This is a genomic window from Burkholderia sp. AU33803 (genome assembly GCF_002223095.1).
Taxonomy (GTDB): domain Bacteria; phylum Pseudomonadota; class Gammaproteobacteria; order Burkholderiales; family Burkholderiaceae; genus Burkholderia.
Genome location: NZ_NKFJ01000008.1, coordinates 594,433 through 619,798, shown reverse-complemented (window position 1 = coordinate 619,798; position 25,366 = coordinate 594,433). Strand labels below are relative to the sequence as shown.

At 59.0% G+C, this 25,366-nt stretch carries 23 protein-coding genes; 14 read left to right on the top strand and 9 right to left on the bottom strand.

Features of this window, described 5'->3' with window-relative positions; translation table 11 throughout:
* Positions 1-196: 196 nt before the first annotated feature.
* The 3 genes from CFB41_RS34280 (at position 197) to lhgO (ending at position 3,280) form a co-directional block, all read left to right on the top strand.
* Positions 197-1,000: an HAD hydrolase-like protein gene (locus tag CFB41_RS34280; protein WP_089459681.1), complete on the top strand. Its 804-nt coding sequence runs from the start codon at positions 197-199 to the stop codon at positions 998-1,000.
* 122 nt (positions 1,001-1,122) lie between these two features.
* Positions 1,123-2,067: a glutarate dioxygenase GlaH gene (gene glaH / locus CFB41_RS34275; RefSeq protein ID WP_089459680.1), complete on the top strand. Its 945-nt coding sequence runs from the start codon at positions 1,123-1,125 to the stop codon at positions 2,065-2,067.
* 13 nt (positions 2,068-2,080) lie between these two features.
* Positions 2,081-3,280: an L-2-hydroxyglutarate oxidase gene (gene lhgO, locus CFB41_RS34270; RefSeq protein ID WP_105770879.1), complete on the top strand. Its 1,200-nt coding sequence runs from the start codon at positions 2,081-2,083 to the stop codon at positions 3,278-3,280.
* A 64-nt stretch (positions 3,281-3,344) separates the two neighbouring features.
* Here the strand turns inward: lhgO and CFB41_RS34265 are convergent, their stop codons facing one another.
* The gene (locus CFB41_RS34265; RefSeq protein WP_105770880.1) at positions 3,345-4,265 is read right to left on the bottom strand and encodes a LysR substrate-binding domain-containing protein; all 921 of its coding nucleotides are present in this window, start codon (positions 4,263-4,265) and stop codon (positions 3,345-3,347) included.
* Positions 4,266-4,700: 435 nt separating this feature from the next.
* Between CFB41_RS34265 and CFB41_RS34260 the strand changes: the two genes are divergently transcribed.
* A complete protein-coding gene (locus CFB41_RS34260; protein WP_089459678.1) occupies positions 4,701-5,834 on the top strand; it encodes a porin in 1,134 nt (377 codons plus the stop codon).
* Positions 5,835-5,954: 120 nt separating this feature from the next.
* On the opposite strand, the gene CFB41_RS34255 is transcribed toward CFB41_RS34260, so the two are convergent.
* Positions 5,955-6,611 carry a FadR/GntR family transcriptional regulator gene (locus CFB41_RS34255; protein ID WP_179250282.1) on the bottom strand — a complete coding sequence of 219 codons (657 nt, stop codon included), beginning with the start codon at positions 6,609-6,611 and terminating at the stop codon, positions 5,955-5,957.
* Positions 6,612-6,776: 165 nt separating this feature from the next.
* Here CFB41_RS34255 and CFB41_RS34250 point away from each other — a divergent pair, with 165 nt between their 5' ends.
* The 5 genes from CFB41_RS34250 (at position 6,777) to CFB41_RS34230 (ending at position 11,491) form a co-directional block, all read left to right on the top strand.
* A complete protein-coding gene (locus CFB41_RS34250) occupies positions 6,777-7,487 on the top strand; it encodes a gamma-glutamyl-gamma-aminobutyrate hydrolase family protein (protein ID WP_179250280.1) in 711 nt (236 codons plus the stop codon).
* Between the two features lie 17 nt (positions 7,488-7,504).
* Positions 7,505-8,377, top strand: coding sequence for an ABC transporter substrate-binding protein (locus CFB41_RS34245; RefSeq protein WP_089459675.1), 873 nt, complete (start codon positions 7,505-7,507; stop codon positions 8,375-8,377).
* Entirely contained in the window at positions 8,377-9,489 is a 1,113-nt protein-coding gene (locus CFB41_RS34240; protein WP_089459674.1) for an amino acid ABC transporter permease, read from the top strand. The genes CFB41_RS34245 and CFB41_RS34240 overlap by 1 nt, the downstream gene beginning before the upstream one ends.
* Positions 9,489-10,232, top strand: a complete 744-nt coding sequence (locus tag CFB41_RS34235) for an amino acid ABC transporter ATP-binding protein (protein WP_060159544.1) — start codon at positions 9,489-9,491, stop codon at positions 10,230-10,232. Before CFB41_RS34240 ends, CFB41_RS34235 begins: the two co-directional genes overlap by 1 nt.
* A 191-nt stretch (positions 10,233-10,423) precedes the next feature.
* Positions 10,424-11,491, top strand: coding sequence for a porin (locus CFB41_RS34230; RefSeq protein WP_089459673.1), 1,068 nt, complete (start codon positions 10,424-10,426; stop codon positions 11,489-11,491).
* A gap of 450 nt (positions 11,492-11,941) precedes the next feature.
* On the opposite strand, the gene CFB41_RS34225 is transcribed toward CFB41_RS34230, so the two are convergent.
* Positions 11,942-12,673, bottom strand: coding sequence for a GntR family transcriptional regulator (locus tag CFB41_RS34225; RefSeq protein ID WP_071333795.1), 732 nt, complete (start codon positions 12,671-12,673; stop codon positions 11,942-11,944).
* A 155-nt stretch (positions 12,674-12,828) separates the two neighbouring features.
* On the opposite strand from CFB41_RS34225, the gene CFB41_RS34220 reads away from it, so the two are divergent.
* Both CFB41_RS34220 and CFB41_RS34215 read left to right on the top strand, forming a co-directional pair.
* Entirely contained in the window at positions 12,829-14,199 is a 1,371-nt protein-coding gene (locus CFB41_RS34220) for an adenylosuccinate lyase family protein (protein ID WP_089459672.1), read from the top strand.
* Between the two features lie 26 nt (positions 14,200-14,225).
* Positions 14,226-15,632, top strand: a complete 1,407-nt coding sequence (locus tag CFB41_RS34215) for a cation:dicarboxylate symporter family transporter (protein WP_089459671.1) — start codon at positions 14,226-14,228, stop codon at positions 15,630-15,632.
* 265 nt (positions 15,633-15,897) lie between these two features.
* On the opposite strand, the gene CFB41_RS34210 is transcribed toward CFB41_RS34215, so the two are convergent.
* The 3 genes from CFB41_RS34210 to CFB41_RS34200 form a co-directional block, all read right to left on the bottom strand.
* Positions 15,898-17,022: a porin gene (locus tag CFB41_RS34210; RefSeq protein WP_089459670.1), complete on the bottom strand. Its 1,125-nt coding sequence runs from the start codon at positions 17,020-17,022 to the stop codon at positions 15,898-15,900.
* Between the two features lie 107 nt (positions 17,023-17,129).
* Positions 17,130-18,449: an MFS transporter gene (locus CFB41_RS34205; protein ID WP_089459669.1), complete on the bottom strand. Its 1,320-nt coding sequence runs from the start codon at positions 18,447-18,449 to the stop codon at positions 17,130-17,132.
* 35 nt (positions 18,450-18,484) lie between these two features.
* The gene (locus CFB41_RS34200) at positions 18,485-19,327 is read right to left on the bottom strand and encodes a carbon-nitrogen hydrolase family protein (protein ID WP_089459668.1); all 843 of its coding nucleotides are present in this window, start codon (positions 19,325-19,327) and stop codon (positions 18,485-18,487) included.
* Here CFB41_RS34200 and CFB41_RS34195 point away from each other — a divergent pair.
* Positions 19,322-20,383, top strand: coding sequence for a LysR family transcriptional regulator (locus CFB41_RS34195; RefSeq protein WP_089459667.1), 1,062 nt, complete (start codon positions 19,322-19,324; stop codon positions 20,381-20,383). The two genes, CFB41_RS34200 and CFB41_RS34195, sit on opposite strands and share 6 nt — an antisense overlap.
* Before the next feature lie 199 nt (positions 20,384-20,582).
* Here the strand turns inward: CFB41_RS34195 and CFB41_RS34190 are convergent, their stop codons facing one another.
* From CFB41_RS34190 to CFB41_RS37930, 3 genes are all read right to left on the bottom strand, one after another.
* Positions 20,583-21,683: a sigma-54-dependent Fis family transcriptional regulator gene (locus CFB41_RS34190; protein ID WP_089459666.1), complete on the bottom strand. Its 1,101-nt coding sequence runs from the start codon at positions 21,681-21,683 to the stop codon at positions 20,583-20,585.
* Positions 21,680-22,912 carry an acyl-CoA dehydrogenase family protein gene (locus CFB41_RS34185; protein ID WP_373558642.1) on the bottom strand — a complete coding sequence of 411 codons (1,233 nt, stop codon included), beginning with the start codon at positions 22,910-22,912 and terminating at the stop codon, positions 21,680-21,682. Before CFB41_RS34185 ends, CFB41_RS34190 begins: the two co-directional genes overlap by 4 nt.
* A gap of 380 nt (positions 22,913-23,292) precedes the next feature.
* Positions 23,293-23,544, bottom strand: a complete 252-nt coding sequence (locus CFB41_RS37930; RefSeq protein WP_144029989.1) for a hypothetical protein — start codon at positions 23,542-23,544, stop codon at positions 23,293-23,295.
* Between CFB41_RS37930 and msuE the strand changes: the two genes are divergently transcribed.
* Positions 23,528-24,088 (top strand): FMN reductase, encoded by a 561-nt coding sequence (gene msuE / locus CFB41_RS34180; RefSeq protein WP_089444633.1) that lies wholly within the window; start codon positions 23,528-23,530, stop codon positions 24,086-24,088. The two genes, CFB41_RS37930 and msuE, sit on opposite strands and share 17 nt — an antisense overlap.
* 36 nt (positions 24,089-24,124) lie before the next feature.
* A complete protein-coding gene (gene sfnG, locus CFB41_RS34175) occupies positions 24,125-25,228 on the top strand; it encodes a dimethylsulfone monooxygenase SfnG (RefSeq protein WP_089444595.1) in 1,104 nt (367 codons plus the stop codon).
* Positions 25,229-25,366: the final 138 nt, after the last annotated feature.

Here is a 25,366-nt window from a genome sequence, read left to right as displayed (position 1 = left end):
CGGGTGGCTTGTCAATTCAAAAACTGGCTGTCAAGCCTTGAGCGGTCATTCGCTGTCGTGCTTGGCACGAAATGTGTATCAAGGAGTCCACGAAATCCTGGTCGTTCGTTCGCTTCCCCGAAAGTGGTTCGACCGCCTACCAGCCTGTGGCAAGACGCAGATGCGCGTTTTGGACACTTCTCATTCGAGGTGACACGTGTCGACTGAAGTATTGATTTTCAGCCTTGATGGCGCATTGGCAGACACAGATTCGCTGCACCTGCTGGCATTCAACACCGCCTTTTCTCGTGTCGGGCTCAGCTTGCGTTGGACGCCCGAGGTGTATCAGCGCTTGCTGTCCGTGAGCAGTCGCCCACAGCTTCCCGCCTGCTATCAAGAGCAGGTCGAAGCGGACTGGTCGGACGATTTGCTCGGGAGCATCGAGGCGGAACGGGTAGACGCGTTCAACCGACTCCTCAAGGAGCGAGGTCTGGCATTCCGCCCGGGCGTCGCGCGGGTACTTCAACAAGCGGAACAGGGCGGCTATCGCGTCGCAGTCGTCAGCTGCCAAACGCCGAGCTCGGTATCGATGGCACTGGAATCACTGTTGGGCAGCAACTGGACGTCGACCATCTGCGCCGTTGCCTCGGGAGACGGCACGCGATTCAGCGAGGTCACCAGCGGTATGTATCAGCGTCTGCTTCACACGCTTGAGTTGCCCGCGAATACTGCCGTCGCGCTTGCCGCTACAACCATCGGTGTTCAAGCCGCCTCGGCTGTCGGTATCTGGACGGTTGCGCTACCGAGTTTCTGGACGGAGAGCCAGGACTTCTCGGCTGCTCAAATGTTGCTTCCGCACCTGGGCGATGAGGCGCGACCGTTGCTTAACGTGGTCGGCATCAAGGAGCTCAACGCGGGCGTCTTGACGGTTCGTGCCATCACACGTATTCGGCAGCGAATCGCTCCGTCCGGTCACAGGCAGCTGACGGTGCCGCTACGCTCGTCAGTCCGTCGCGCGTAAGGCAAACGGATGAACAAATCAGTTTTTCTGAATTGAATCGCACCCGAATCGAATTGAGAGCCGCCCAAGTCAAAACTAGAATGGTTCATACCCGCACCACATCTGCGAAGGAGAGGCGAAAAATGGATGTCGCACAAGTAACTGAAATTAGGAATCCGTATGGCCTGGCAAAGAGCGAGCGCTTCCATGTCGGACAGAATCCGCATCATGCACGCATTCGCCACATTGAAGTCGACCAGGAAGTACTCGATCGATTCTTTGAGCAAACACGTGAAATCAACAGCCAGAATCTCGAGTATGTGCCGTATATGCGGTTCGTCCTCGCAGGCAAACTGGAAGCCATGCTCGGGAAGACCTTTACCGACACCGTGCGGCGTATCCTGCGCGACCGCGCGTCCGGCGGGCTGACCATCGGTGTGCAAGGCGCGGCGAGCGACGCGGACGATTACGTGAAGTTCGGCACGGCCATGGCGCATCTTGTCGGGCCAGCCAACCACGACTCGATGTCGGGTACGTACTACGCGCGTTTCCTGGTGAAAGATACGGATAACAGCGATTCCTACCTGCGTCAGGCGTATCGTCTGTTCACGCTGCACACCGACGGAACTTTCGTCGATGAGCCGACTGACTGGCTGCTCATGATGAAGTTTAGTGAACAGAACGCTGTCGGCGGCGAGTCACGGCTGCTCCATCTGGACGATTGGGAACAGTTGGACCAGTTCGTCAATCACCCGCTGGCCTCTTACAAGTTCACGTACAAGTCTCCGCCTAGCAAAAATGTGGGGCAGCAAGTCGAACGGCGTACGTTCTTCAATGTCGACGGCAAGCCCGGCATCTGCTTCATCGACCAGTTCGCCAATCCGGAGTCGATCGACCACGCGTACTACCTGCAAAGCCTGTCCGAGTCGATGGAAGCATCAAAGGGAACCGCTGCTATCCCGTTGCCCGTCGGCGACCTCGTGATGTTGAACAACCTGTTCTGGCTTCATGGCCGGGCGCCTTTCGAAAAGAACCCGGGACTGCACCGCGAGCTGATGCGCATTCGCGGGGAATTCACGCAACTGTGAGGCGTTAGACGTTATGAAGCGGCCATATGACTTTGCCATTGTCGGCGGTGGTATCGTTGGACTTTCGACCGGGATGGCGCTCACGAAGCGGTTCCCCGGCAAGACGATCATCGTCATCGAAAAAGAGAACGCCCTCGCTGAACACCAGACTGGTCACAACAGCGGTGTAATCCACTCAGGTATCTACTACAAACCAGGGAGCTTCAAGGCGAAGTTCGCGCGTGCCGGTAGCGAGTCGATGGTCCGCTTCTGCGAGGAGCATGCGATTGAACACGAAATCTGCGGGAAAGTGATTGTTGCCACCAAGCCAGAGGAACTTCCGCTGCTTGAAAATCTGTACAAACGCGGGCTTGAGAACGGCCTGGCCATTGAAAAGATCGGGCCGGACCGGTTGAAGGAGATCGAGCCTCATGTCGCGGGCTTGCAAGCGATTCGAGTTCCTGCCGCCGGCATCGTGAACTACAAACAGGTTTGCCAGATGTATGGCCGAATCATCACCACGGGTGGAGGCGAAATCAGCCTGGGTGAGCGGGTCCTGGCGATTCGCAAGAACGCATCGCACGTCGAGATTGAAACGCGTCAAGGAGTTGTCCAGGCGAAGTTCGTCATCAACTGTGCCGGCCTTCACTCGGACCGCGTTGCGAGAATGGACAACGTCGCCGACGACCTGAAGATCGTGCCGTTTCGGGGCGAGTATTACGAGATCCGACCCGAACGCCGACATCTCGTGAAGCACCTCATCTACCCGGTGCCGAACCCGAATTTTCCGTTTCTCGGGGTTCACTACACGCGGATGATCGGTGGTCACGTTGAAGCGGGGCCCAATGCGGTGCTGGCCTTCAAGCGCGAGGGTTACCGCAAGCGGGACTTCAGCCTTCGAGACCTTGGCGAAGTCTTGATGTACCCGGGCTTCTGGAAGCTGTCGTCGAAGTACTGGCGGGAAGGACTCGAGGAAATGCAGCGCTCAGTGAGCAAGGCGGCTTTCGTCAAGAGCCTGCAGCAGCTCATTCCCGAGATTCACGAAAGCGACCTCGTGGCTGCGCCTGCCGGCGTCCGCGCACAAGCGCTGAAGTCCGACGGCAGCCTCGTGGACGACTTTCATCTCATTCCAGGCGACCGATCCATTCACGTTTGCAACGCTCCGTCTCCCGCGGCAACGGCGTCGATCGAGATTGGAGAACATATCGCCCGCGCTATCGGCGTTGCCGGTTGAGGCGACGGAAGCGTGCATCAGATGGCATTTCTAACGGAGGGTGTGCTCTGGCGCCCCTTCGTCGCTATTCGACTCGCGTCCCACCCATTCGAATGGCGATGTCCCGCAGGCTTGCGACTAACGGCGATTGGTCATTCCTGCGCAAGACGAGATACAACTCTGAATCGTCCTGGACATCTAGCAGTTGGCGAAACACTAAGCCGGGAAGCCTGATGTTTCCGATACTCTCCGGCACGATTGCCACGCCGTGGGCGGACGCGACATGCACGAGAGCCGTGAGGAAGTCCTTCGTCTGGAGTTCGATCCTCGGTGTAAAACCGGCGTCTCGACCGATTGCCAACAGATGACGAGCAAAGCCAATGTCTCGCTCGAATTGGGGCGCCGTGAAGGTTTCGTCGGCGAGCTGTGCCGCGTGTATCGCTTCCTGTCCTGCAAGGCGATGGGTTTGTGGTAAGGCGACGACCAGCTTTTCTCTCAACAAGAGAATCTGGTCGACTTCTTCGCGGTTGCCTGCGGCCGTTCGCACAATGCACGCATCGAGATCCCGTTGATGGAGTCGTTGAATTTGAGCCGGGCTATCCAGCGAATGTAGCCCGGTTCGCACCTGCGGATAGCTTTCGGCATGGCTCGTCAGTAACCGCTGTACGACGCCTGCGCATGCCGCGGAAATCACGTATCCGATTTCCAGCGCACCAAGTTGTCCCCGCCCGGCCATCATCGCAACGCGCTTCGCGTTCTCGGCTGCAGCGAGCGTCTGTCTGGCCTCTTGCAGGAACAACAAACCCGCTGCATTCAGCGTGACCGAGCGCTTCGTCCTTGTCAGCAGCTTTACCCCGAGTTCCTTTTCAAGCGCAAGTATCTGCATGCTCAGCGCAGATGGAGCGATGTCGAGCATTTCCGCAGCATTCGCGAAGTGCAGTTGTTCGGCAACGGTCACGAAGTATCGAAGCTGTCGTAGGTCCATGCGAGCGGTCTTCTTTTGCACCTGGTCAATCGTGGCGGAATGGTTCACATGATACCCAGCCGCCGGATATTCGCAAATGAAGGGAGGTGGGTGGCTGTCGCGTGTGCCGGCCCAGTCATGGGCTCTGATGGCAGAGCCGCATCACTGCATCACGGTGCCGCAGTTCTGCATCACTTCGGCAGTAAGGGAAATCGCCTACGTTGATTCGCTAACGTGCTGATTCGACGGGAAAAAGCAATGTCGACGTGTGATTGGCATTGTTCCTGCTCTTAGAGGTCACACAGACGGCAGCGGTTGGCAGCCGGGGTTCGCGGACAACCCGTTCCTTCGAGATGCAACGTGCTTCTTATAGGACAACGAATTGTTTGATCGCGGGCTGCCACGACCCGGGCCGTCACGAAACAGGTCCGAACGGAAGTCTGTCTTCAACTCCCTCACTTTCATAATAGGTTCTTCATGCAAAAGTCTCTGTCAGTCGCCGCTGCCACGTTCATTTTTTCGACTGTCGCCAGCGCACAAGGTAGCGTTACCCTGTATGGGGTCCTCGACGAGGGCCTGAACTTCACCAACAACGCTGGTGGAGCAAAGGCATACCAGATGTCGACCGCCGACCTGGGCGTCAGCCGGTTCGGGCTGAAAGGCAGCGAAGAACTTGGCGGCGGCCTGCATGGCATCTTCCAACTCGACAACGGCTTCGATATCAACAACGGTCGGCTGTCGTACGGAGGCCGGCTCTTCGGCTACAACGCATACGTGGGTCTGCAGTCAGACGCGTTGGGATCGCTGACGCTGGGTCGGCAGTTCGACTCCATTACGGATGTGCTGGGTCCGCTGACGGCCAACGGCAACTGGGCGGGGACGCTTTTCTCACACCCGTTGGACAACGACAATACGGACGCGACATTTCATATCGATAACGCCGTCAAGTACACGTCTGGCACTTACGGTGGTTTCTCCGCCACTGCGATGTACGGGTTCAGCAACCAGGCAGGTGGTTTTGCACTGAATCGAGCGGTGACGGCGGGTATCAAATACACGTATGACACGCTGACCGTCGGGGCAGTTTATGCAAACCTTTCGTCTCCGGGTGCATCTCGGACCGGCGCCCTCACCACTGACGACGCAGGATTTGTCGCGGGGAACCAAAAGATCTACGGCATTGGCGCAAACTACGGCTTTGGTCCTGCGACGCTAGGGCTCGTGTACACGCATACGAATGTGTCTCGGCCGGCAAGTTCGATATGGGTTGGCGACCTGGGAACGAGCAACGGAAGCAGCAAGTTCGATAACTTCGAAGGGAACGTAAAGTACGATATATCGCCTGCCTTTTCCGTCGGCGGGATGTATACCTACACACGTGCCAGGGTGAGCAGCGGCGGGGGCGCGTCGTCCATTCACTGGAACGAAGGTGGCGTCATGGCCTCCTACTCGCTGTCCAAGCGAACCGTGCTCTATGCGCAAGCGGTATATCAAAAGGTGTCGGGCGCGACCGGCACCGTGCTCGACAACGCATTCATTGTCGGTTCGGCTGGCGTTTCGTCGAACTCGCATCAGGTCGTATCCCGCGTCGCCATGATGCACACCTTCTAAGTTGCCGCGACGCGCGACGACATTCAACACGGGGCGGTTCGAATACATCGAACTGCCGCACATGGATTTCGCCAGACGAACGCATGACCGGATCTGGCGCGATCTGCAAGCGTGGCGATATCAACAACCCAAGAGTGGTGTGCACCATTCGAACGTTGATTCAACGTGTGCAATCATCTCTCGCCTTGCGCCGTCGGCGTCCCGCGCGGCAATGGCCGACACCAATCGCCGATGTTCAAAGGAAAGCGTTCCTTTCACCGGTGTAATGAGGGGTAGTGGCATGATCAGACGGTTCATCTGCGCCTGTATTTCTACCTCCTCACGCAACAGGTCCGGAGACTTGGCGGCTTCCGCTATCAAGGTATGGAGGTGTGCATCGGCCATGCGTCTTGCCGGTACGTCGGTAGGCTCCGCGTCAAACCGTCGAGCCGCCTCTTCAATCCTCCGGATGTCTCTCTCGCTGGCCCGTTCGGCCGCTAGGAAGCAGGCCTCTCCGGATATTGCGCGGCGCCAGTCGGTGAGACTTCGGAGTTCACTCTGTGTGAATGTGTTAGCTCCCGCCACTTCCCGCAAGCGCTGCCCCACATTTTCTGCAATGTAACTGCCGCCGAACCGCCCACGTGTCGTCACGACAAGGCCGAGTTCGCGCAGTGATGCGAGTGCGGTGCGAAGCGTCATGGGCGCCACCCCGAACGTGCGGGCGAGTTCTTCCTCCCGAGGCAACTTGTCGCCTGGCCGAAACTCACCGGTGGTGATGCTCTCGGTTACCTTGCGCACGATTGTTTCGGGTGCACTGTGCCCCGCGATAGGGGTAAGTGTGGATGCGAAAGCTTTTTTGTCCATAACCTCTAGGTGTTATAGTTTTACCGTCGACACTCGATTCTACTCCTTATGTCAGAAGTTGCTAAAAAAGTGCCCGCTCGCGTCTTGGTATCTTGCGTCATGGACTCTGAGCTCGCTGCGCCAGAACTGAACTTGGCGCTCCGAACCTTGGCGGATCACACCGTTTCGAGACTGGCCAGCGCAGGCCTCGAGGCAGGCATGGTGGATGCCGCTCACTCGTCGAGAGATCCTGCTGATCTGATCAGCGAGTATGACGGACTTGTCGTGCTCGGCGGCAGCGACGTTCACCCCGGAAATTATGGTGACGACACCTTGCACCCGTGCTCATATGGGATCAACCCGCGAGCTGATGATTTCGAAATCAGGCTCGTTCGCGCCGCGATGAAACGTTCGATGCCATTCTTGGGCATTTGCCGGGGAATGCAAATTTTGAACGTTGCCCTCGGCGGCTCGCTTCTGCAGGACGTTGGCACCCAGTCCATTCACAATGTATCTGCAAACAACACGCAATTCATCACGCACAGCGTACGGATTCTGCCTGATAGCAAGCTGGGCCTGATCTACCGCACTGACCAGATCACCGTTCATTCCGCGCATCATCAGGCCGTTCATGACCTCGGAGAAAACCTTATCGTTTCAGCCGTCGCGCCGGATGGCATCACTGAAGCGATCGAGATAGCGGGTGATCATTGGGGGGTAGGCGTGCAATGGCATCCGGAATACCCTGGTGCTGACCAGGCGCAATTGGAGCTGCTATTTTTTGCTTTGGAACGTGAGTGTTCGAAGTACCGCTCACGAATTTCTGGATGATTTATTAAGGACGACATATGAATTGCAAATTTTCGACTGCGGCTGCCACTTGGTTGCTTATAGCGACTGCAACCGTCGTTACACCCGCGATCGCGGGTGGCCAGGCTCAGACTTCGTCCTCATTCGGAACCTGCGAGATTACAAGCGCACAGCAAAATATAAAGCTGCAAACGGTCGAGAAAGATACGCTGACGGTGGCAACCATCTTGCCTAACCCCGGTTGGTGGAACGGGATGTCGCCGGACACCATCAACGGAGGATTCGAGTACTGCCTTGCTGCCAACATCGCATCGCGCGCCGGACTTCACCATATCAGGATCAAGAACATCAGCCCCGCGCAGTTCTTTTCCGGGATGGCGACTGGCTACGACGTAGCGATTGCGTCGACAACAATTACCGAACCGAGAAAGAAAGTATTCAACTTTTCTCGGCCGTACTTCACTTCCAATCTCGGTGTTGCAACGAAGGTCTCTGGCGACGTTACCGAAGGCAACCTCAGGAACAAGCGTATCGGCGTGCTTCAAGGCAATGTCGGCTCAGATTGGGTCGCAAACGTCCTCAAGCCGCAGACGAAGGTTAGTGTTTACCAAGCCCAGGAAGACATGTTCACCGCTCTGATGGCAGGACAGATCGATGCGGTCGTGACCGATACCACGCTCGCTCTCACGCAAGCCAAGGCATCAAATGGGATAGTACATGTACCCGGGCAATTTAAAGTAGATCAGGGTTATGGCGTGATTACCCCGCGTGGTTCGGTCAACACGCAACCCGTCGATACGGCGGTCGGTTCACTCGCATCTGACGGTACGCTCAAAAAGCTCTCGGCTACATACCTTCAACCGAAGTTCGGTGTTGACCCATCCCAGATATCCTTCTGGAGTGTACGTTGATGAACATTGTGAGTGAAACATCGAACGCGTTTGTCGACAGAGGCACGTTGAGTCCGGCGCCCAAGAGTCTGCCGCTTTCAATCGCGGCAATCACGGCGTCGTTGGCACTGTTACTGCTGATCGCAACCATCGGCGGTGCCCTCATGGTGACCTCTACACACAATAGGGCCGGCAACGTTATTGGACTTGCAATCAGCTCGGTCGGTGTAGTTGCTGCCGCTGTGTCGCTCTGGTATAGCGTCGCTGCCTTGCGCTTGTCTCTCAAGGCTCAACGCGAGGCGCGCCGTAGCGATATTCTGGCAGCCCGTGCAAGTGCCGACGGCGCGAAGCAGGATGCACTTATTTCGTTTGGGCTGAACCTGACATATTTGATCATTCTTATGTTCGGTTTGTTCTTGACGATCAATGATGGCAGCATTCAGAAAACGTTTCTACGCATTGATGTCATAAAGGAATGCTTCGTCGATGTGTTGAGGGCGTTCGGTGTCAACATATGGATGGCCCTCGTTTCGCAAGCGCTGGTGCTCGTATTCGGACTTGTGCTCGCTGTCATGCGGATGATTCCAGGTCGGGCCGGAGCACCGGTGAGGGCGTTGGCGATTGCATATATCGACATCATGCGGGCGGTTCCGGCCATCATTGTCCTCTACCTGGTTGGCTTTGGTCTTCCATTGGCGAAAATCCCGCTTCTAAGCGACTTATCGCCGGAATGGTATGCGATCTTTGCCTTGACGATGACATTTAGCGCATATGCTGCGGAGACATACAGGGCTGGCATTGAGTCAATCCATCCTTCGCAGTGGTCTTCAACGCGCTCACTCGGGTTCTCATATGGCCAAACGCTGAGGTACGTGATCCTTCCTCAAGCGGTGCGTCGTGTCATTCCGCCGCTGCTTGGTGGGTTCATCGCACTGCAGAAGGACACCTCTCTGGTCAACATCATCGGAACTGTCGATGCATTCAATCAAGCGAAATTCTATGCGTCGAGCAACTTCAATCTGTCGTCGGTCACCGTGGTGGCTGCATTGTTTGTAATGGTCACGATACCTCAAACTCGCTTCGTCGACTGGATGCTTGCGCGAAGCTCAACTCGTCGCCAGAAGGGTAAATAATGTCATTCATCGAACTTGTCGACCTAAAAAAGCGATACGGCGAACACGAAGTGCTTCGTGGAATCGACCTTAATATCGAGAAGCATCAGGTTGTTACGCTAATCGGCGCATCAGGTTGCGGGAAGTCGACCCTTCTTCGTTGCATCAATGCATTGGAGACCATCGACACTGGCAAGGTTCTAATCGGCGGCGACGTCGTATCTGGCCCGGGCGTCGACGTCAATCGATTGCGCAAGCGGGTCGGTATGGTATTTCAGTCCTATAATCTCTTCCCCCATATGACCGTGCTGGACAATGTGGCTTTGGGGCCGGTTAAATTGCTGGGAGAGAATATCGGTGCGGCACGGGAGCGTGCTCGCGAACTGTTAGACCGGGTGAATTTATCGCATCGCGCCGAATATTATCCGGATCAGCTCTCGGGTGGTCAGCAACAACGGGTCGCGATTATCCGTACTATTGCGATGCGACCCGAGGCCATGCTTCTGGATGAAATCACTTCTGCGCTCGACCCCGAACTTGTGTCCGAAGTGCTTAACATCGTCCGCGACCTGGCAGCGGATGGTATGACCATGATTCTCGCGACACACGAGATGCAGTTCGCTCGGGAAGTGTCTGATCTGGTTGTTTTCCTTGAACAAGGTCGCGTGCTCGAGAAAGGGCCGCCTTCGCAGTTGTTCGGTGATCCCGTAGAGGCGAGAACCAGAGAATTTCTCAAAAAAATTGTCGACGCAGGCAGGCTGTAACAAATACATAGCGCCTGCACGGCAACAGGGGCGTCTCTTTCACCAAATTGAATCGGAACTTATTCAGTTCCTTGGCCTATTTTTTGCGTCATTGAGGCGAGAAAGTACGGCGATGCAAGAATAATTCGTATATAGAATTTCGCCATACTAATTAATAAACAAAAAGTCGATAAGCAGGTTGGAGATTTGTGATGAAAATCCGGATGAGAAACATTGCTTTTACCATTGCAGCCCTTATGGCAAGTTCGTTGGCCAGCGCGCAGTCGTCCGTCACGCTTTACGGCGTCGTGGATGCCAGCCTTGTATGGAGAAATCACGCCACTCCGACGGGAGGAGACGTGGTCGAAATGAGTAACGGCGCGATCAATCACAGTCGGTTTGGGTTGCTCGGGAACGAAGACCTCGGCGGGGGGACGAGTGCGATTTTTCGACTGGAAAGCGGCTTCAATCCGCAGGATGGTTCCATGGCATCCAGAAATGTCATTTTCGACCGATACGCGTATGTTGGTCTCAAAGGTCAATTCGGATCGTTGATCGCGGGAAACATCAACACGATCTTCTACAACACCATGAGCAACTACGATCCGCTCACGGTGGGCAACTTCTACAACACGGCTTGGTGGTTCGGCACTGATAGCGGGAAAAGACCGAGTGCCGTGTACTACGAGAAGGAACTTGGACCCGTGCGGATAGGGCTTTCTTACGGCGTTGGCGGAGTGCCGGGAAGCGTCGCCCAAAATTCCCAGTTCGGCGGTGCAATCATGTATGCCGGGGGGAGTATGACAGCCGGCGCCGTGTATCAACAAACCAAGGCCGCCAACTATGGTGGACTCCAGCGCATCTTCGGCTTGGGTCTAACGTACGCGATCGGGCCGGCAACACTGTATGCCGGCTATCAAAATAATCGGGATGGTACTGGTATTGCCGATACACAGCTGAATATTATCGGCGCACCATCTGGCACGGCGGACGTCAAACGTCGTGACCAGGGATTTTTTGCTGGTGTGTCGTATCAGTTGAACCCAGCCGTATTACTTCGTCAGGCGTACTATTACGACAATATTCATGACGCGCAAAAAATCGCAGGCAATGACGGCGTGCGATGGGCCCTCGTTTCGGAAGCGGAGTACGCTTTCTCAAAGAGGACCAGTGTGTACGGTCAGGTTGACTACAATCATACGAGCGGAGCGGCTAACGTTCAGCTTCCAGGGGCGAGAAACCAAACAGAAATCGCTATTGGTTTGCGCCATTGGTTCTAGCATGAACTAGGTCGCTGCCGCAGTAGGCGCGGCGATAGCTTCGCGATGCTCGGCTTTTGATCGGGGAGCACGTAGATCATGAAGGAATTGACGGCGTGTGATCTCACTGAAGACTCGCACGCACTTTATCTGGCACCTTTGATCGTCAACTCCTCTGCCGAGTCTACCGCTGGAGCACCGCCGCGCCGTACGTGTATAAGTCTGGACTGGACCAAACAGACAGCATCAGATCGTCTGACTCAGTTCAGTCAACTAGAGTCCGTCCGAGAGCTTCCTGCAAATGGCAGAAACCGACGGCATAACGGGCACCTGCTTCAGCGCAACGCATCAGGTGCACCGTAACCAGTGCATTGAAGGCGGCGGGGACGTCACGGGCAGAGCAGATACCGAGCAAATCCACTTTCTGCTTCGGCGCGTCACTGTTGACGGCGCTTTCACCCGTCCGCCAGTTCAACTCTCGGACCGTTTCAGCCTCATGGAAACGGAAAATCGTTCGGCCGGGTGAATGCTGATCGAGATTTCGAACGCAACGCCCATCGAATCGATATAGCGCCGCACGATTTCAAGCGCGGCCGTTCCCGCCGGGATCTGCAGTCTCGCAGCCATTTCCGGCGAGACGTTCACCGCCTGTACGTTTTGCTCGATCTCGGCAACGCATCGTCCGTAACGGGCCTCGATCAATGAACTGATCAGCGTGTCCGGCTCGTTGCGGATCGTCTCCACGATTTCCGCATAGCTCGGATCAATAAAAACGTCCGTCCAGCCAATCGGCGGACGCGAGGTATCGCGTTCGACACGCAGGCTCGAAATGCGCAGCCAGCGCGCACCTTCGTCGCTCTTCAGGACCTTCGCGAGCTTGCCGTCAGCGACGAGTTCCTCGACTGTCTGCACCACGCGCAGATTCTCGGAACCGAACTGGACGAGATCCTCGATCGAAGCAAGAGACGGCCGGAAGTCGTTTTTCGGTTGCACCGATTCGACACGCGTCCCCGCGTTCTTGCGGCGCGACACGAAGCCGAGTTGCTGCAGTTCGTGCAGCGCCGCGCGAATCGTGTGCCGGCTCGTCTTGTACAGATCGCGCAATTCGAGCTCGGTCGGCAAGTACGAGCCGACGGGAAAGCGGCCCGACGCGATGCCTTCAGTCAGGTCGCGCGCGATCTCGGCGAAATGGGGTCTGTTCATTTTCTCTGCATGTCAGTCGTCGCTGACAGTTTAAGGGTAAACGTCGCTTGAGCGATATGTCCGGACATAATAGCCTTGGATATGTCCGGACATATCGAAGGAATTCGGCTTCGATGGTCCGATGCCTTTTCCCGTTCTCCTTTTCAGAGGTCACCATGGCAAGCCGTACCGCCCCTGTCTCCAGTACCGTCGTCGATTCGATTCTGTTTCGAGATGCCTTCGGCACCGCGAAGATGCGTGCGCTGTTTTCCGATCATTCACTCGTGCAGCGCTACATCGACGTCGAAGTCGCGCTCGCGAAGGCCGAGGCGCGCGTCGGCGTGATTCCAGCCGACGCGGCCGACGTGATTGCACGGGAAGCGAGCATCGAGCGCATCGATTTCGATCACATGCGCGAGGAGACGGACATCGTCGGCTATCCGATCCTGCCGCTCGTGCACCAGCTCGTCGCGATGTGCGGCGACGCGGGCCGTTACGTGCATTGGGGCGCCACGACGCAGGACATCATGGACACCGCGGTGGCCCTGCAAGTACGCGATGCGCTGGACTCGATCGACGCCGATATCCGCGAATTGCGCGGCATTCTCGCCGATCTCGCGCGCACGCACCGCGACACCGCGATGGCAGGTCGCACCCATCTGCAGCAGGCGCTACCGGTCACGTTCGGCTACAAAGCCGCGATCTGGCTCGGGATGTTCGACCGCCATCAGCAGCGGCTCGCGGAATTGCGCACGCGCGTCGCGGTCGTCGAATTCGCGGGCGCGGCGGGCACGCTGGCGTCGCTCGGCGACAAGGGTTTCGAAGTCCAGAAGGCGCTTGCGGAAGAACTGAAGCTCGGTGTGCCCGCGACGACGTGGCACGTCGCGCGCGACGGCTTCGCCGAGGCAGTGAACCTGCTTGCGCTGGTCACGGGCTCGCTCGGCAAGATCGCGCTCGACATCATGATCATGGCGTCGAACGAGTTCGCGGAAGTGTACGAACCGTTCGTCAAGGGGCGCGGCGCAAGCAGCACGATGCCGCAAAAGCGCAATCCGATCTCGAGCGAGCTGATGCTGGCGGCGGCGAAAGCTGTGCGGCAGCACGCGGGCCTGATGGTCGACGCGATGATCCAGGATTTCGAGCGTGCGACAGGTCCGTGGCATGCGGAATGGATCGCGATTCCCGAGAGCTTCATCCTGACATCCGGCGCGCTGCATCAGGCGAAGTTCGCGCTCGGCGGGCTGATCGTCGATGCGGCGCGGATGAAGCAGAACCTCGGCATCAGCAAGGGGCTGATCGTCGCCGAAGCCGCGATGATGCAGATGGCGCCGTTTACCGGGCGCCAGCAGGCGCACGACATCGTGTATGACGCGTGCCGCATGGTCAACGAGAAGGGCGGCACGCTCGCCGAAGCGCTGGCCGCACTGCCCGAGGTCACGCGGCACTTCGATCGCGACGCGATCGAACGCATGACGGATCCGGTCAACTACCTGGGTCTCGCGCCGCAGATGGTCGATCGGGCGATCGCACTGTCCCGCGAAATCTGAGCGGACGACGTGGAGGAGACACCATCATGAATCACGCACAGACCTCGCGCGACGAACCGGTCGCCCCGGCGCCGAAGCGCCCGTGGTATCGCAAGCTCGGCATGCAGGTGCTCGCGTCGCTGGTGCTCGGCATCGTCGCCGGTCTGCTGTTTCCGAAATTCGGCACGCAGATGAAGATGCTCGGCGACGTGTTTCTCGCGTTGATCAAGGCCGGCGTCGCGCCGCTCGTGTTCCTGACGATCGTGCATGGCATTGCTTCCGCCGGCGACGTGAAGAGCGCGGGGCGGGTCGGCTGGCGTGCGATCGTCTACTTTGAAGTCGTGTCGACGATCGCGCTGGCGTTCGGCCTGTTCGCCGGCAACCTGCTGCAGACCGGTCAGGGTATGACGTCCGTGGCGGTCGGCAAGGTACCGGTCGCCGCGGCAAAGGCGGCGCCGCAAGGGTTCACCGAATTCGTGATGCATCTCGTGCCGGACAACTTCATCGGCGCGTTCGCGAAGGGCGAGCTGCTGCAGGTGGTCGTGCTCGCGGTGATGGTCGGCATCGGCATTCTTGCGATTCCCGAAGGGCGCCGCACGCGAATCAACGACGGGCTCGACCAGATTTCGGAGGTCCTGTTCTCGTTCATCAATCTGGTGATGAAGCTTGCCCCGCTCGGCACCTTCGGCGCGATCGCGTTCGCGGTCGGCAGCAACGGGACAGCCGTGCTGGTCGCGCTCGCGCAACTCGTGCTCGGCTTCTACGCGGTCGTGGTGCTGTTCATCGTCGTCGTGATGGGCGCCGTCGCGAAGCTGGCCGGCTTCAGCATGTGGCGCTTCATGCGCTACATCAAGGACGAGATCCTGATCGTGCTCGGCACCGCGTCGTCGGAAAGCGCGTTGCCGCGCCTGCTGATCAAGCTCGAGCGACTTGGCTGCGCGAAGCAGACGGTCGGTCTCGTGCTGCCGACCGGCTATGCGTTCAATCTCGACGGGACGTCGATCTTCATGGCGATGGGCGTGATGTTCATCGCGCACGCGTACAACGTGCCGCTCACGTTCGAGCATCAGATGGGGATCCTGCTGCTGATGCTGTTGACGTCGAAAGGCGCCGCGACGGTATCGGGCGGATCGTTCGTCGTGTTCGCGGCGACGGTGACATCGACGGGGCTGCTGCCGGTGGAGGGCCTCGCGCTGATCTTTGGCGTCTACCGGTTCATGTCGATGGCGATCGCCACGTGCAATACGATCGGCAACAGCCTGGCCACGGTCGTCGTTGCGAAATGGTCCGGTACGTTCGACGAGACGGTCGCCCAGCGCCACCTTTACCCGGAACGTTATCCGGCAACAGCGCGTGCCGATGCGAAGCTCGACGATGGCAACCTGCTTCCCGAAGATTCTGACGACGTGGATTCGCATCCGCGGCGGATCCCGCTCAAGCGCGGCGGTCTGTAGCATCGATTTTGGGAGAAAGAGCGCATCGGCTCTAGATATTTGTGGTCAAGTCATGTTCTCGCCGGATGCAGCGTTTGATATCACTATCCACATTGACTGGACGGTTCGCTTTTCCTCGCGGCGGCCCGCTCGCCTCCGCTGTCGGATCGGCTCCGCTTTGGAGCCGACTCCCCACTGTCACCACTAACCACGAGGGGTAAGTGAGTGAGGCGTGCTCCAGGTTCAAGAGTCGAGTACGCCCCATATAGCGCATTTCGGTGGGAGGTCAAAATTTGTGCCGAATCGCCACGCGCGCCAGAAGTTGCCGATCGGTGCTTGATTGAGTTGCAGGAAACCCATTGTAGATATCCGCCAATGCGCCCCCCGATGTCTTCTGGAAAACCGTCAAGATTTGAATGTCCGTTCGCTTTGAAATGAAGTAATCCGCGATCAAGTTGAACTGGTTGTATCTTGGATGATGACTATTGCCGCTGTCTGACGTGACTGAGGTGAAAGTGTAGCCCGCGGCAAACGCGAGAAATGGTGTCCAGTAATATTGTGACCATATTTCATAATTATTGAATAAAACCGGTCGATTCGTTCCATTTGCATCAGCAAACCGGACATTATCATAAGACAAGCCGACTTTTGCTTTTCCGAACTGATAAGTGCCGCCAATGCCAGCAACCTGCATGTTCGCCGGCTGGCCGACATATCCGAATGCACCGTTGGCAGTGGGGCGCTGTTGATTCGCAACCCAGTTGCCGTCAGGAAATTGAGATGCCGGCGTCTTCGAAGATGTGTATGCGGCGGCCACGTAGATTGGACCGTTTGAGAATCTTACGCCGGCAGAGACTGTGCTTTTTGCGGAAACGGAGCCAGGCACGCCACCAAGCGCGACCAGTCCTTCGACCTGCAGACCGTTCATATTCGGACTGACATATTTTACGGTGCTGCTGATGCGGTAAGTGCTGTCTGAATTGTCAATATCGTTGGCATGGGAGAAGTACGCGCCCCAGTTTCCATTCATGGTCGTTGGCGCATAGAAGTCGGGGATGGCGTCGTATTGGCGGCCGAGCGTGAAGGTGCCAAATCGATCATTTGCGACACCAATGAATGCACTTCTCCCGAACTCAAGGCCACCGTTTCCGAGCTTTCCATTGTTCGGATTGAATCCGTTCTCAAGCTTGAAAACAGTTTTCCAGCCGTCGCCGAGATCTTCGGTGCCAAGTAATCCCCATTTATTTCCTTGGGCGATAGAAGAAACAAGACTGGTCACGCTTCCCTTGCCGCCACTGTTGTTCACGTAGGTAACACCGTCTTCCAACAAACCGTACAGCGTTACAGAGCTTTGAGGAAAAGCAAGTGAGGGTGCACAAATTAGTGCCGTGGTGATAATTGTCCGTTTCATTTGGCGTCCTGACTTTATTGTATGCGGGTTTCTTCCGGTAGATCGAATCATCTGATGTGCTTTAAGGCGGTGGGCGCTACGGTCTGATTCGATACGGATGAGATGATTTATTTTCGATCTATCTCTTGCGTAAGGGATCGTCGATAGGTCTCCGGCAAAAATGAGATAACTATCAGGCTAATTACCGTGACCGAGGCCGCATATACTGCAGGTGAGAGAAGATTGCCGGTCTTCTGGACAAGCCACGTCCCCAAGTACGGGGCGGTGCCACCGAAGACCGCGTAAGCAACATTGACGCCGATTGCGGAACAACTGAAACGGACTCGTGTAGGGAAAAGTTCGAGCATGGTCACCGGAAGCGGGCCCCACCAAATTCCGCTCGTCGCAGCAATTAACGTCTGCCCTAGAATCGCACCCGCGAGCGTTCCTTGCATGGCGAGCATATAACCTGGAATGATCGCGAGTGACGACACGAGAAGCCCCGTCAACAGGATCGGTTTTCGTCCCAGACGGTCGGACAGATGGGCTCCGAGGTTCATGCTGATGAACGCAACAAACAGTGACACACTGTTGGAGATCAGCGCGTCGCTTTTGGCTAGTCCAACGGAGTTGGTGAGGTAGGAGACGAAATACCCTGCCAGGGAATAGAACCCGAGGCTCGAGGCGACAGAAAGCGTAAATACAAATCCGAGCCCGGACCTATGCTCTTTGATGGTGACCCAAAATGGCTGAACTGTAGTGGGGGCGCTTTGTTTCGCGGCTTCAAACGCAGGGGACTCCTTTAGATGCGACCGAATGTAGAGTCCCACCAAAGCCAGCGGTGCCCCCATGAGAAAGGGAATTCGCCATCCCCACGCAGCATATCTATCGGCACCAAGGCCACTGGCTATGGCCAAGACGGTTAGTGCCGCAAATATCGGGGCGATATTGGCGAATGAGTACGTGAATGCAACAAAGAGACCGCGTCTCGCCGACGGCGCGTGCTCGGCTACGAACGAGTTGGAGCCCGTGGATTCGCCTGCCGCTGAAAGGCCCTGAACGAGTCTGCAAACAACCAGAAGCGCAGGCGCGGCGATACCGATCTCTGAATAGGTTGGCAGCAGCCCGATGCAGACGGTAGATGCGCCCATCATCAGGACGACGAAGGCGAGCACGCCCCGTCTGCCTGAATGGTCGCCGAGACGGCCGAGAACGAAGCCGCCGATGATCCTCACCAGGAAACCAACGGCATACACAGCAAAGGTCGAAAGTAATGCCGCGACCGGATCGGAGTTGGGGAAGAAAAGTTTTGCGATGATTCCTGCCGAATAGGCGTACACCACGAAGTCGTACCATTCCACGAATTGGCCGATCGCGGCAGACACCATGACTTTACGAAACTCCGCAGTGCGGGCGACCGGCGTAACGGCCGTTGCAGTGTTGTTCATACTAAAGCGACGCTCCTTGGCTATGTCGAGTCTGCTTATTTGGCAAGAGTCCGGAGGAGCAGATAACGTCGCTGCTCGAGACACGGAAGCTTGTCTCGAACCAGCTTCAGTCGCTTCTTCGAAAGAATGCTCGTCGCGAGCGCCTCGCCTTCATGAGCGCCACTGGTTACCGCACCCATGGGATCGATAATCATGGAAAGACCGGCCGAGAGCGGGGCCGGCTGACAGCTTCCCGCTACGAAGCATGTGTTCTCGATTGTCCGAGCTCTCAGGAGCGTTTCCCATTGCAGTTCTTTCAGTGGCCCAGCTACCCAACCTGAAGAAACAACCAGAACTTCTGCGCCTTTTTCCACAAGCAGACGGGCCATTTCCGGGAAGCGAAGGTCATAGCAGTTCAGAATGCCGACAGTAAATCCATCGAGGTCGAAGGTAACGAGTTCGCTGAAGTCCGATTTGAGTGCAGTTACGTCATGCTTTTCGGATTCCTTAAAGTCGAAGGCGTCGTAAAGATGTAATTTGTTGTAGTGGAGCGGCGGTTCCGCGCCTGGACGTGCGAGGATCAGCGTGTTGCTCGAGCGTCCCGTCTGCGTTGGGAGGTAGGCACCCGCCAAGAGCGAAATTCCATGGCGATCAGCAATGCCTTTTAGAGCCGATTCGAATTTGTGCCCCCACTGGCGGGCAATTTGGGCAATTTTCTCGCCTGATTCGGTATAGGCATACATCACTGCCTCCGGTAACACGATTAGCCTGGATCCATGGCTTGCAGCAGTGCGCGCGAGACGCTCAATGCTAGCGAGGTTCTGCTCGATATCGTGTGTGCCGGCCAATTGTCCGACGGAAATCACGGTCTGGATGTCATCGATTGAATCTTGATGCATATTTGTCTGATGGTAGAGGGTTCATCGATCGAGACTGCCGCAGCGGATCTGGCAGTGGTCGTCACAGGCATCGGGCGGAATGCCTTGAACAAATCTTTTACCGCCAGTAATATTCCGTCCAATATCAATTCGGCTTCTATTGATGCTAAATTTGTATATATGGACCGCCTCGTTGACCACCAGCGCCTGCGCGCGTTTCTTGCCGTCGCGCATCATTTGAGCTTTCGCAAGGCAGCTGCTCAGCTCCATATCGCACAACCTGCGGTCAGTCGATACGTTAAGGCGCTGGAGGATGATCTCGGCTTCGCGTTGCTGGTTCGTACGACAAGGCGTGTGGAGCTAACGGAAGCAGGGGCGTTGTTTGCTGTCAACGCACAGGAGGCGGTCAACTTGCTCCAGCATGCGGTGAGGGCTGCGCAGATGACGGCGAAGGGAGAGGCTGGAACGTTATCTGTAGCCTATTCTGCGCTCACTGCATATGGAGTTGTGCCGAAGATCGTTCTGCAGTTCAAGAATGAATTTCCAGGCGCTGAAGTGAGTCTTTTCCTCATGTCCTCTGTCGATCAGATCAGCGCGATCTCGGAGGGCGCCATCGATGCGGGCTTCGCCCTCACTGCAGCGTGCGGCGGCGGACTTCCGCACATTCCGGTGTCTCGTGAGCGGCTCGTGGTGTTGGCGTCCAAATACGAACCCGTCGCCAAACGGACAACGATAGCGTTAAAGGAATTGCGTGGTATGCCCTTCGTATTCGGCACCATGAACCGATGGCGAACGTTCCGCTCGGTCGTAGAAAGCGCGTGTCTGCGTGCGGGTGTCTTACCTGATGTTGTTGAAGAAGCCGACGATATGCCAGTCCTTCTCAGGCTTGTTTCGCTCGGTCGAGGCATAACCTTGTTCTCCGAATCTGTCCTTGCCTCGCTGCCGCCGGACATAGTGGGCATTCCATTATCTGACAAGCATGCGCGACTCGATTTCAGTTTGGTGTGGAGCGACAAGCACCGCATTCCACTCGTTCGGAGCTTCATCGAGTGCGCGCGCGCTATCAGTCGCGCTTGATGAGCGACGGTTGACGAGTGCTCCCATGACAACGATGCTGCAGAGCCAGGCCGCTGGGATGAGCGGCCCAATACCGCGCGACCAGCGGTTCCACCTGACACAAAGTCAGGCCCAAGGAAGCACGGGTCTTTCGACTACCGGGTTTCGGAGCGCGACGCAATCCCACCGGAGCCGGGCAGCGGTGCGCCCCCATACGCGGCTACTTCACCGCCGCAATTTCCTTCGCGCGAATCAGCCGCGCCCGCAGCACATTGCGGCTGATGCCGAGCAGCCGTGCGGCCTGAATCTGGTTGCGGTGGCTGAATTCGAATGCGACGCGCATCACGGTGTCCTCGATGCGCTCGAACAGGTTGCCGTGATCCTCGTCGAACAGGTCGCGCAGCGCGCGTTCGAGTGCGGCCTGCGCGCCGGCGGCCGGGTCGGGTCCCGGCGCTGACGTACTCGAGGCGGCCGTCGGCACACCCGACGACGCGATATGCAGATCGGCCTCCTGCAGTGAATCGTTCCGGCTCACGAGCAGCGCGTGATGGATCACGTTCTCGAGTTCGCGGATGTTGCCCGGCCAGCTGTGTGCCTCGAGCCGGCGCTCGGCGCGCGGGTCGATGCTGCGCGGCCCGTAGCCGAGGCGGCTGCGGTAGTCGTCGAAGAAGTGGCGCGCGAGCGGCAGGATGTCGCCCGGGCGTTCGCGCAGCGTCGGCACCGCGAGCTGCACGACGTTGAGCCGGTAGAACAGGTCGCCGCGAAACTGTCCGTTCGCGACGGCCTGCTGCAGATCCACGTTGGTCGCGGCAACCACGCGCACGTCGATCGGCACGCCGGTGCGCGAACCGAGCCGCACGACCTCGCGCTCCTGCAGCACGCGCAGCAGCTTGACCTGCATCGACAGCGGCAGGTCGCCGATCTCGTCGAGAAACAGCGTGCCGCCGTTCGCGGCTTCGAACCAGCCGGGCTTCGCGCTGAACGCGCCGGTAAACGCGCCTTTCTCGTGACCGAACAGTTCGCTCTCGACGAGTGTTTCGGAGAAGGCGCCGCAGTTCACCGCGATGAACGGCCCGCTGCTGCGGCGGCTGAGGCCATGCACGTGGCGCGCGATCAGTTCCTTGCCGGTGCCGGTCTCGCCGACGATCAGCACGTTCGCATCGCTCGGCGCGACCAGGCGAATCCGGTCGAGCAACGCGACCGAGCGCGGGTCGACGAACACCTGCGCGCGGGCACGAATGGATGTCGCGAGCGCGGGCCGGTCGGGCAGCGTGAGGACGGGCGCGGCGTCTGGCCACGCATCGGAAGGGGTGTGATTCACGAGTAGAAGCCCGGCGTCGGATAGGTTCGCTTGAGCGCCCATTCGCCGATCTCGCGAATCTTGTACGCGAGCGGGTCGTGGAGCGTGTGGGTGCGCAGGTTGCGCCAGTGCCGGTCGAGCCGCAGCGCGCCGTGCGTCGCGCGTGCGCCGGCGACGTCGAACATCCGCGTACAGAGGTCGAGCCCGGTGCGTGCGGCCGACACCTTCGCGGCGGCCGTGGCGAGCGCGACCTGGCCGCGCTCCGCCTGGGTGAGCGCCGCATCGCGCGACCATGCGGCGTCGAGCCGGTCCGCCGCGCGGTCGGCGAGCACGCGCGCGGCTTCGAGCCCGACCCAGAATTCGCCGTACTGGCCGAGGATGTACGGATCGTCGCCGGTGCTCGCGACCTGCGCGCCGGGCCACGGCCGCGCCTCGTGCAGCGTGTAGTGCCGCGCGTCGTTGAACGCGGCTTCGGCGATGCCGAGATACACGTTCGTCAGCACGAGCTGCGCGACGAGCGGGCGCAGGCACGCGAACGGCGTCGACAGCGGGCCGGGGTCCGTCAGCAATTCGTGATCCTCGACGCGCACCTTCTCGAACGTGACCGTGCCGCTGTCGGTCTGGCGCTGGCCGATGTTGTTCCAGTCGTCGGCGATCGAGATGCCGCTGCGCTGCGTCGGCACGGCCGCGATCAGGAATGCGCGCGTCTGCGCATCGTGCGCGGACGCGATCAGCATCTGCGAATCGAGCGCCCCCGAGCAAAAACTCTTCTGGCCGCTGAATTCATGCCATGCGCCGCGCGAGCGGCTGATCGTGCGCGCGTCGAGCGGATTCAGCGCATTGCCCCAGAACCACCGCTGGCGCGCGGTGCGTTCGAACCACGATTCCCACTGTGCGGGCGCGCCGAACAACCGCACCGTTGCGAGCATCAGGTGGTGGAAACCGAACACGTGCGCGAGCGAACTGTCGGCGGCCGCGAGCACGCGGACGACGTCGAGCGTCGTGCGCCAGCTCGCGCCGAGGCCGCCGTAGGCGGACGGGATGCTCAGCGCGAGCAGGCCGCTGTCGCGCAACTGATCGCGCTCGGCCTTCGGCGTGCCGCCCTGCAGGTCGCGCTCGGCCGCGGTGCGTGCAAAGCCGGCCGCCAGGCGCTCGGCGATTTGCAGCGCGTCAGGGGGAGCGGGTTCGTCGCGGGGCGGCGCGACGACGCGCAGGCCTTCCGCGCGCGGCGATACGGAAATGGGTGTCATGGCGATGAATGTGTCGGGTGGCTGCACGAAATCGGTCAGGCCGCGGCGTGCGTTGCTGGCCGGGTGCTGCGTGATCAGCAGAGTGTTCAACGTTTCGCGCAACGCGGGAAACATCGATTTCTGATAACCAATGCGGGATTGCTGCGCTGGACGCAGTCGCGCACGGCACGGTCGCGCGGCACGGCGATCGGCAGTACGCAACGCGACGATGCGGCAGCCATGCCGGCGCTACTGCAACGGTGGGAGGCGTCGCGCCGGCGCGTGAACGGGAAAAGCGGGCGCCAACGCGTGCCGATGGACGTCGTGCGCCTGCCGGAATCCGTGTCGAAGCGGAAATACCTGCCTGCCGCACATCGCGCTGCTGATCACGCAGCAGCGGATCAGCAGCGTTGTTTCCCCGAGTTCATCGCACTGTGGAATATGGTTGTGACGCCATCGCTGGCACGCTTATCGGCGTGCGCGAACAACGGCGGCGCCGCGACTGGCGGTCGATCGCGATGCATTTCGTCATGCAGACGATCGGTCTCCGTCTCGATCGTTGAAATGGCACGCTCCTTGCTGACCCATGACGTGACGGGTGCGTCGGCACCCGACTCGACAATGGGAATGCAACCGATGAGCAATGCAATCAACGTGGTCGCGATATCGGGCGGCCTGCAACGGCCGTCGCGCACGCTGGCGCTGACCGACGCGATCGTCGCGGCGCTCGGCGCCGCACTGCCGATCGAAACACGGCTGATCGAACTCGGCGAGATCGGCAGTCGGCTGGCCGGCGCGCTGACGCGCGCGCAGGTGCCGGCCGACCTCGATGCGCAGATCCGCGCGATCGAGACGGCCGATGCGCTCGTCGTCGCGAGCCCCGTGTATCGCGCGTCGTACACGGGCCTCTTCAAGCACCTGTTCGACCTCGTGCATCACGAAGCGCTGATCGACGTGCCCGTGCTGCTCGCAGCCACCGGCGGCAGCGAGCGTCATGCGCTCGTGATCGATCATCAGCTCCGCCCGCTGTTCAGCTTCTTCCAGGCCCGCACGCTGCCGATCGGCGTGTATGCGTCCGAAGGCGATTTCGACCAGTACCAGATCACGAACCCGGCGCTGCGCGCGCGTATCGCGCTCGCCGTCGATCGCGCGGTGCCCCAATTGCGCCCGCATGCGCTTTCCGTCGCGGCCGCGTAGGCCGCCTGCGTTTTCTTTTCCGACCAGGACACACTCATGAGCCATACCGACTCTTCCGCCGATGGCGTCAAGTTCGCCTACTGGGTGCCGAACGTCAGCGGCGGCCTCGTCGTCAGCACGATCGAGCAGCGCACCGACTGGAGCCTCGAATACAACCAGCAGCTCGCGCGCACGGCCGAGGCGGCCGGCTTCGACTACGCGCTGAGCCAGATTCGCTTCACGGCCGGCTACGGCGCCGAATACCAGCACGAGTCGGTGTCGTTCAGCCAGGCGCTGCTGCATGCGACGACGAAGCTCAAGGTGCTCGCCGCGATCCTGCCGGGGCCGTGGCATCCGGCCGTGGTCGCGAAGCAGCTCGCGACGATCGACCACATCTCGAACGGGCGCATCGCGATCAACGTCGTGAGCGGCTGGTTCAAGGGCGAATTCACCGCGATCGGCGAGCCGTGGCTCGAGCACGACGAACGCTACCGGCGCTCGAAGGAATTCATCCAGGCGCTGAAGGGCATCTGGACACAGGACAACTTCACGTTCAAGGGTGATTTCTACCGTTTCAACGACTACACGCTGAGCCCGAAGCCGGTGCAGAAGCCGCATCCGGAGATCTTCCAGGGCGGCAGCTCGCGGGCGGCGCGCGACAACGCGGCGAGCGTGTCGGACTGGTACTTCACGAACGGCAATACGCCGGAGAACCTGAAGGCGCAGATCGACGACATCCGCGCGAAGGCGGCGGCGAACAACCATCGCGTGCGCATCGGCGTCAACGCGTTCGTGATCGCGCGCGATACCGAGGAAGAGGCGAAGGCCGTGCTCGACGACATCATTCGGCACGCGCACGTCGAGGCCGTGCACGCGTTCGGCGATGCGGTGAAGCAGGCCGGCAAGGCATCGCCCGAAGGCGAGGGCAACTGGGCGAAGTCGACGTTCGAGGATCTCGTGCAGTACAACGACGGCTTCCGTACGAACCTGATCGGCACGCCGCAGCAGATCGCCGAGCGCATCGTCGCGCTGAAGGCGATCGGCGTCGACCTCGTACTCGCTGGGTTCCTGCATTTCATCGAGGAAGTCGAGTACTTCGGCCAGCGCGTGCTGCCGCTCGTGCGCGAGCTCGAGGCGCAGCAGCAGGCGGTTGCCGCGTGACGCGGAGGCCGGTGCGCGGCGCGCATTCACGCGTGCCGCGCGCAGGCCGACCGACCGGATGACGAAGGCCGCTCTTGCGGGTCATCCAGGTTCAACGTTTCGGATATCGAAACAGGAGGCTGGCGGACGCTTCGCGGC

Coding starts and splice junctions, on each gene's coding strand:
- CFB41_RS34230 (WP_089459673.1), top strand. CDS start 10,424: ATGAAAATCCGGATGAGAAACATTGCTTTTACCATTGCAGCCCTTATG.
- CFB41_RS34210 (WP_089459670.1), bottom strand. CDS start 17,022: ATGAAACGGACAATTATCACCACGGCACTAATTTGTGCACCCTCACTT.
- CFB41_RS34215 (WP_089459671.1), top strand. CDS start 14,226: ATGAATCACGCACAGACCTCGCGCGACGAACCGGTCGCCCCGGCGCCG.
- CFB41_RS34205 (WP_089459669.1), bottom strand. CDS start 18,449: ATGAACAACACTGCAACGGCCGTTACGCCGGTCGCCCGCACTGCGGAG.
- CFB41_RS34260 (WP_089459678.1), top strand. CDS start 4,701: ATGCAAAAGTCTCTGTCAGTCGCCGCTGCCACGTTCATTTTTTCGACT.
- lhgO (WP_105770879.1), top strand. CDS start 2,081: ATGAAGCGGCCATATGACTTTGCCATTGTCGGCGGTGGTATCGTTGGA.
- CFB41_RS34200 (WP_089459668.1), bottom strand. CDS start 19,327: ATGCATCAAGATTCAATCGATGACATCCAGACCGTGATTTCCGTCGGA.
- CFB41_RS34245 (WP_089459675.1), top strand. CDS start 7,505: ATGAATTGCAAATTTTCGACTGCGGCTGCCACTTGGTTGCTTATAGCG.
- CFB41_RS34250 (WP_179250280.1), top strand. CDS start 6,777: ATGGACTCTGAGCTCGCTGCGCCAGAACTGAACTTGGCGCTCCGAACC.
- CFB41_RS34220 (WP_089459672.1), top strand. CDS start 12,829: ATGGCAAGCCGTACCGCCCCTGTCTCCAGTACCGTCGTCGATTCGATT.
- CFB41_RS34235 (WP_060159544.1), top strand. CDS start 9,489: ATGTCATTCATCGAACTTGTCGACCTAAAAAAGCGATACGGCGAACAC.
- sfnG (WP_089444595.1), top strand. CDS start 24,125: ATGAGCCATACCGACTCTTCCGCCGATGGCGTCAAGTTCGCCTACTGG.
- msuE (WP_089444633.1), top strand. CDS start 23,528: ATGAGCAATGCAATCAACGTGGTCGCGATATCGGGCGGCCTGCAACGG.
- glaH (WP_089459680.1), top strand. CDS start 1,123: ATGGATGTCGCACAAGTAACTGAAATTAGGAATCCGTATGGCCTGGCA.
- CFB41_RS34185 (WP_373558642.1), bottom strand. CDS start 22,912: ATGACACCCATTTCCGTATCGCCGCGCGCGGAAGGCCTGCGCGTCGTC.
- CFB41_RS34225 (WP_071333795.1), bottom strand. CDS start 12,673: ATGAACAGACCCCATTTCGCCGAGATCGCGCGCGACCTGACTGAAGGC.
- CFB41_RS34240 (WP_089459674.1), top strand. CDS start 8,377: ATGAACATTGTGAGTGAAACATCGAACGCGTTTGTCGACAGAGGCACG.
- CFB41_RS34195 (WP_089459667.1), top strand. CDS start 19,322: ATGCATATTTGTCTGATGGTAGAGGGTTCATCGATCGAGACTGCCGCA.